This is a genomic window from Mycobacterium bohemicum DSM 44277 (genome assembly GCF_001053185.1).
Lineage (GTDB): Bacteria > Actinomycetota > Actinomycetes > Mycobacteriales > Mycobacteriaceae > Mycobacterium > Mycobacterium bohemicum.
Genome location: NZ_CSTD01000010.1, coordinates 1 through 5347, shown reverse-complemented (window position 1 = coordinate 5347; position 5347 = coordinate 1). Strand labels below are relative to the sequence as shown.

Annotated in this window: 7 protein-coding genes; 4 read left to right on the top strand and 3 right to left on the bottom strand. The window is 69.7% G+C overall.

Features of this window, described 5'->3' with window-relative positions; translation table 11 throughout:
- The 3 genes from pcaH to BN971_RS24225 form a co-directional block, all read right to left on the bottom strand.
- On the bottom strand, positions 1-848 hold an 848-nt coding region (gene pcaH, locus BN971_RS24235; protein WP_090350719.1), incomplete at its 3' end, for a protocatechuate 3,4-dioxygenase subunit beta.
- A gap of 11 nt (positions 849-859) precedes the next feature.
- The gene (locus BN971_RS24230; RefSeq protein ID WP_090350717.1) at positions 860-1393 is read right to left on the bottom strand and encodes a hemerythrin domain-containing protein; all 534 of its coding nucleotides are present in this window, start codon (positions 1391-1393) and stop codon (positions 860-862) included.
- A complete protein-coding gene (locus BN971_RS24225; RefSeq protein ID WP_090350715.1) occupies positions 1390-2349 on the bottom strand; it encodes a Rieske (2Fe-2S) protein in 960 nt (319 codons plus the stop codon). The genes BN971_RS24230 and BN971_RS24225 overlap by 4 nt, the downstream gene beginning before the upstream one ends.
- 311 nt (positions 2350-2660) lie before the next feature.
- Here BN971_RS24225 and BN971_RS24220 point away from each other — a divergent pair, with 311 nt between their 5' ends.
- The 4 genes from BN971_RS24220 to BN971_RS24205 all read left to right on the top strand — a co-directional run.
- Positions 2661-3947: a Rieske 2Fe-2S domain-containing protein gene (locus BN971_RS24220; protein WP_245836780.1), complete on the top strand. Its 1287-nt coding sequence runs from the start codon at positions 2661-2663 to the stop codon at positions 3945-3947.
- Positions 3944-4480, top strand: coding sequence for a 3-phenylpropionate/cinnamic acid dioxygenase subunit beta (locus tag BN971_RS24215; RefSeq protein WP_085181209.1), 537 nt, complete (start codon positions 3944-3946; stop codon positions 4478-4480). The genes BN971_RS24220 and BN971_RS24215 overlap by 4 nt, the downstream gene beginning before the upstream one ends.
- The gene (locus BN971_RS24210; protein WP_085181210.1) at positions 4477-4719 is read left to right on the top strand and encodes a dihydrodiol dehydrogenase; all 243 of its coding nucleotides are present in this window, start codon (positions 4477-4479) and stop codon (positions 4717-4719) included. Before BN971_RS24215 ends, BN971_RS24210 begins: the two co-directional genes overlap by 4 nt.
- Positions 4703-5347: SDR family NAD(P)-dependent oxidoreductase (locus tag BN971_RS24205; RefSeq protein WP_090350714.1), on the top strand; the 645-nt coding region annotated here is incomplete at its 3' end. The genes BN971_RS24210 and BN971_RS24205, both read left to right, overlap by 17 nt.

Genomic DNA, 5347 nt, shown 5'->3' with positions numbered 1-5347 from the left:
GCATCACCGTGACCGGCTTCGTTCTCCACGAGGCCGCTGGCGTGGACCTTGGTCGCATCGTCATCATCTGCTGCGCGGCCGACGCGCAATTGGCCCGAATCCACCTGGGTGGCCCCGCCGCCGCCCGACACCACGATGTCCCACCGGTAGCCGGTGGCGTATTCCGGCTCGGTGACGGCGTGGTCATAGCGCGCGATCAGTCGTCGGCGCGCGTCGGGGTCGAGGACCGACTTGAAGATCGGGTCCAGGTCCAGCAGCGGGTCACCCGGAAAGTACATCTGGGTGACCAGGCGCTGGGTGAACGCGGTTCCGAACACCGAGAAGTGGATGTGCGCCGGGCGCCACGCGTTGCGGTGGTTACGCCACGGGTACGGGCCGGGCTTGACGGTCAGGAAGCGGAAGGACCCGTCGCGCCCGGTGAGGCAGCGCCCGGCGCCGGTGAAGTTCGGATCCAGGGGCGCCGGGTGCGCGTCGCGCTCGTGGCGGTAGCGCCCGGCGGCGTTGGCCTGCCAGACCTCGACCAGCTGGCCGGTCACCGGTCGGCCCGCCCGGTCGACCAGCCGTCCGGTGACGATGACGCGCTCCCCGATCGATTCTCCGGGATGGCCGGCGGTGAGGTCGGCGTCGCGGGGATGAACGTCGTCGCTGCCGAAGCAGGGCGACCGGCGTTCGAGCTCCTCGGGGTCGACGAGCAGCGGGGGGCGCGTGGGGTGGCGCAGCGCGCTGCTGCGGTACGGCGGGTAGTCCAGCCTCGGCTGGGCATCCGCGCCCTCGGGCCGGTGATCGGCGGCGATCGCTGCGATCTCCGCCGTGATGTCCTCCTGCGACGCGACATCGTCGGAGTTCATGTGCCGTGAGGCTACTCTCGATCGCGCCGCTGTCCCCGCAAGCCGGGGGGCGTCGTCGTTACAGGGCTCGCCGACGCGGCGACCGCCCCGGCGTGCTCGAGCCTGTGCAGCGCGGAGCTGCGGCACTGCTCCATCTTCGCCGCCATCTTGTTGCCCAGCTCCTCGAGCTCGGCGTCGGTGAGCCGCACCTCGGGAGGCGCCGGGATCAGGTCGCGTTCCTCCTCGTCGGCGTGGGCCTCCAGCACGGTCTTGAAGGAGTTCCACTCGTCCTCGTAGCCGGGGTTGCTCTGCGGGGTCCGCAGGAGCACCGAAAGCTGGTCGATCACCTGGCGGTGTTCGGCGTGCGCGACCGCGATCAGCTTTGCCGCGTCCTTGAGCGCCGGGTAGTACAGGTCGTCCTCGATGCGGAAGTGGATGTCGAGCTCGACCAGCATCTCGTCGAAAAGGTCGTGGCGCTCTTGGGAATCCACCGGGGCCGCGCTGATCTTGCGGCCCAGGCCCTTGATCACGATGTGGTGCTCTTTGAGCACGTCGTAGGCGTTCACTTGGTTATCCCTCTCTGTCCGCCCAGGACGGGTGCACGCTCCCCGCGGACCTCGACCATCCCGTTGACCAACCTCGCCTCGTAGCACGGCAGCGGAGCCGCCGAAGGGCCACGCACCACCTGACCGGAGTCGGCGGCGAACCAGGAGCCGTGCCACGGGCAGACGAGCCGACCGCGGTCGACCCAGCCGTCCTCCATCGGGGCCGCCAGGTGCGGACAGAACTCGCCGAACGCCGCGACCTCGCCGGGCTTGGTCTGGCACACCACAAGCCCCACCCCGTCGACCTCAACCCGGACCGGTTTGCCGTTCAGCGAGCTGGCCGCCAGCACGGGCGTCCACTGCGTGGTGCGCAGCCGCTCGCCCGACTGGTCGATTCCGATGCCGGACTCGAACACCAGCGCACCGCCGAGGTAGCTGCCGGCGACGGTTATCCCGTAGCCGAGGGCCGTCAGTGCGATCCCCCGGCCGTGGCGGCCCCGGCGGCGCTCCCACCACGAGCGGGCGTACAGGGCGGTCGCGGCCAGGTTGACCAGGCCGTGCACGGCGCCGACCCGGCGCGCCTCCTGGTGGGTGTGCTGCCAGTCGGTGACGCCGGTGACGGCCGCGCCGACGCTGGCCAGGATGCCGACCCCTAAGGCGCGGGTCGCGAACCGCGAGGCGTCGCGGACCTCACCGGCGGGCTGGCCGGACAGCAGGCTGATCGCGTCCAGCGCGACCGTGGTGCCGAGCGCCCCGCTGGTCAGCGACGCCAGCGGCGGGTGCACCGGGTGCCCCAGCCAGACGCCGTTGAGCGCGTTGGTGACGGCGTTGCGCGCGCCGCCCAGGGCGTTGAAGCCGAAGCTGAGCAGGTGCTCGAATCGATAGCTGGGCCGATCCAGCCATTCCTGGCGCCCGATGGCGGACAGGACCTGCGGGCCGAGTTTCCGCAAGCCACCCCGCCGTGCCGCACCGACCATGTCATCAACCCTTCCCGCCGTGAAACACCCCGACCCTTGGTTGAGCGCATACCCGTTGATTGGCGGCTCACGCGCGAGCCGCCCGATCGATAACGCTAGCCGCGGTGGCGCACCATTCGGTGCCGCGAGGCCTGTGAATTAGCACAAAGGTGACTTGTAAAAACCTGGCGGCGCGAGAAGCGGGATGGTTGACCACCGCAGTGCGCTGCGGGATTCTCATGAGCGGAAAGGTCCTGTACAGCAGACAGTGGGTGTTCGTGACGGATCGACGCGGGGCCCTCGACGCCGTATTGCGGAACGTGCGCCGGGGAATGGTCCCGGCGCACATCTACAACGACGCGGAGCTGTTCGACCTGGAGCGGGACCGCCTCTTCGCCCGGGCGTGGACGTTCGTGGCGCACGAATCGGAGATCCCGCACGACGGCGACTACGTGGTGCGCCGGGTCCTCGGCGACTCGTTCATCATCACCCGCGACGCCGGCGGGCAGATCCGGGCCCTGTTCAATATGTGCCTGCACCGCGGCATGCAGGTGTGCCGCGCGGAAATGGGCAACGCCTCCAACTTCCGCTGCCCCTACCACGGCTGGACCTACCGCAACGACGGCCGGCTGACCGGGCTGCCGTTTCACCGCGAGGCCTACGGCGGTGACGACGGTCTGGCCCGCGGCGCCCAAAGTCTGCTTCCCGCACCGAATTTCGCGAGCTACAACGGCCTGCTGTTCATCAGCCTCGATCCTCGGGCCGAACCGCTCGAGGACTACCTCGGCGACTTCCGGTTCTACCTGGACTTCTACACAAAACAAAGCGCCGGCGGCCTTGCGGTGCGCGGACCGCAGCGCTGGCGGATCAGGGCCAACTGGAAGATCGGCGCGGAGAACTTCGCCGGCGACATGTACCACACCCCCCACACGCACGCCTCGATCGTCGACATCGGACTGTTCCGCGAACCCAGGGCCCAGAAACGCAAGGACGGCGCCACCTACTGGGCGGGCCGGGGCGGCGGGACCACCTACAAGCTCCCGCCCGGCGGCTTCGACGAGCGGATGCGCTACGTCGGCTACCCCGACGAGATGATCGCCCGGATCAAACAGGTGTGGACCCCGCGGCAGCAACGGGTCGTCGGCGAGGACGGTTTCATGATCTCGGCCGCGACCTGTTTTCCCAACCTCAGCTTCGTGCACAACTGGCCGAAGCTGCAATCCGGTGCGGGCGATGCCGTCGTGCCGTTCATCTCGATCCGGCTGTGGCAACCCGTCAGCGAAAACGAGACCGAGGTGTGCTCGTGGTTCGCGGTGGACTCCGCCGCTCCCCCGCGGTACCAGAGGGACTCCTACCGGGCGTACCTGATGTGCTTCGGGTCGACCGGCATGTTCGAGCAGGACGACGTGGAGAACTGGGTTTCGCTGACCACCACCGCCGGCGGGACGATGGCGCGCCGCCTGCTGCTCAACAGCCGGATGGGCCTGCTCTCCGACGACCGGCCGGTGATCGAGGCGCTGGGCCCCGAGGCCTTTCACGGGCCGGGCCGCGCGCAGGTCGGCTACAACGAGTACAACCAGCGGGCGCTCCTGGGGCTGTGGGCGGACTACCTGTCATGACAAACGCGTTGCCCTCCTTGCCCTCCTTGCCCTTCAGCGACATTCGCCACCTCGAGGCGCACCAGTTCCTGGTCGACGAGGCCTGGCTGCTCGACGCGCAGGACTACGAGGCGTGGCTGGACACCCTCACCGACGACATCCGCTACGTGATGCCGGTCCGGGTCACCACCGCGCGCGGCGCCGAATTCGACGATTCACCGGGAATGGCGCACTTCGACGAGGACAAGTACTCGCTGAGCCGGCGGGTCGCCCGGTTCGCCACCGAGCACGCCTGGACCGAGGACCCGCCGTCGCGGCTGCGGCACTTCGTCACCAACGTGCGCACGTTCGAAGGCGACGACGACACGCACCTTCGGGTGCAGTCGGCCGAACTGCTCTTCCGCAGCCGCGGCGACGTCAGCGAGGCCGCCCTGGTGTCCTGCGGACGCGAGGACGTGCTGCGCCGGTGCGGCGATCGCTGGAAGCTGGCCCGGCGCACCATCATTGCCGACGAGTCGGTACTCCGAATGCAGAACCTGGCGGTGTTCCTGTGAGCGAATCAATCAGGCTGGCAAACGAATTCGCCGAAGTCGAGGTGCGGCGGGTGGACACCCGCAACGGGTCGCGGCTGCTGATCAGCGCCCCGCGCAGCGGGCGGTCGATCAGCCTGGACGCGCTCGAGGTGGAGGCGCTGACCTGGCAGAACGCCCGCACGCTGGCGGCCATGGTCGGCAGGTCCGGTGCGCCGCTGCTGCCCGACGAGCCGGAGGGCGGCGATGACGGGCTGGCTTGAGGGCAAGCGCGCCCTGATCGTCGGCGCCGGTTCCGGGATCGGCCGGGCCGTCGTCGACGCGTTCCTCGCCGAAGGCGCCGCGGTGGCCGTGCTGGAACGTGATCTCCGGAAGTGCAACGCGTTGCGTGAGCAGTTGCCCGAGCTGCCGGTGATCGAGGGTGACGCGACCACCCGCGAGGCCAACACGCGCGCGGTCGATGTCGCCGTGGACGCGTACGGCGGCCTGGACACCCTGGTGAACTGCGTCGGCGTCTTCGACTTCTACCGCGGCGTGGGCGATCTGGGCGCCGACGAACTGTCCGCGGCGTTCGACGAGATGTTTCGCACCAACGTGCTCAGCCACCTGCACTCGGTCAAGGCCGCGCTTCCGTCGCTGGCTGCCGGCTCGTCGATCGTGCTGACCGAGTCGGCGTCGTCGTTCTATCCCGGGCGCGGCGGCGTGCTCTACGTCGCGTCGAAGTTCGCGGTGCGCGGACTGGTCACGGCGCTGGCGCACGAGCTGGCGCCCGGCATCCGGGTCAACGGGGTGGCCCCCGGCGGCACCCTGAACACCGACCTGCGCGGCCTGGCGAGCCTGGGGCTTGACGGCGTCCGCCTCGACGACGGGCCCGAGCGCGCGCGGGAGCTG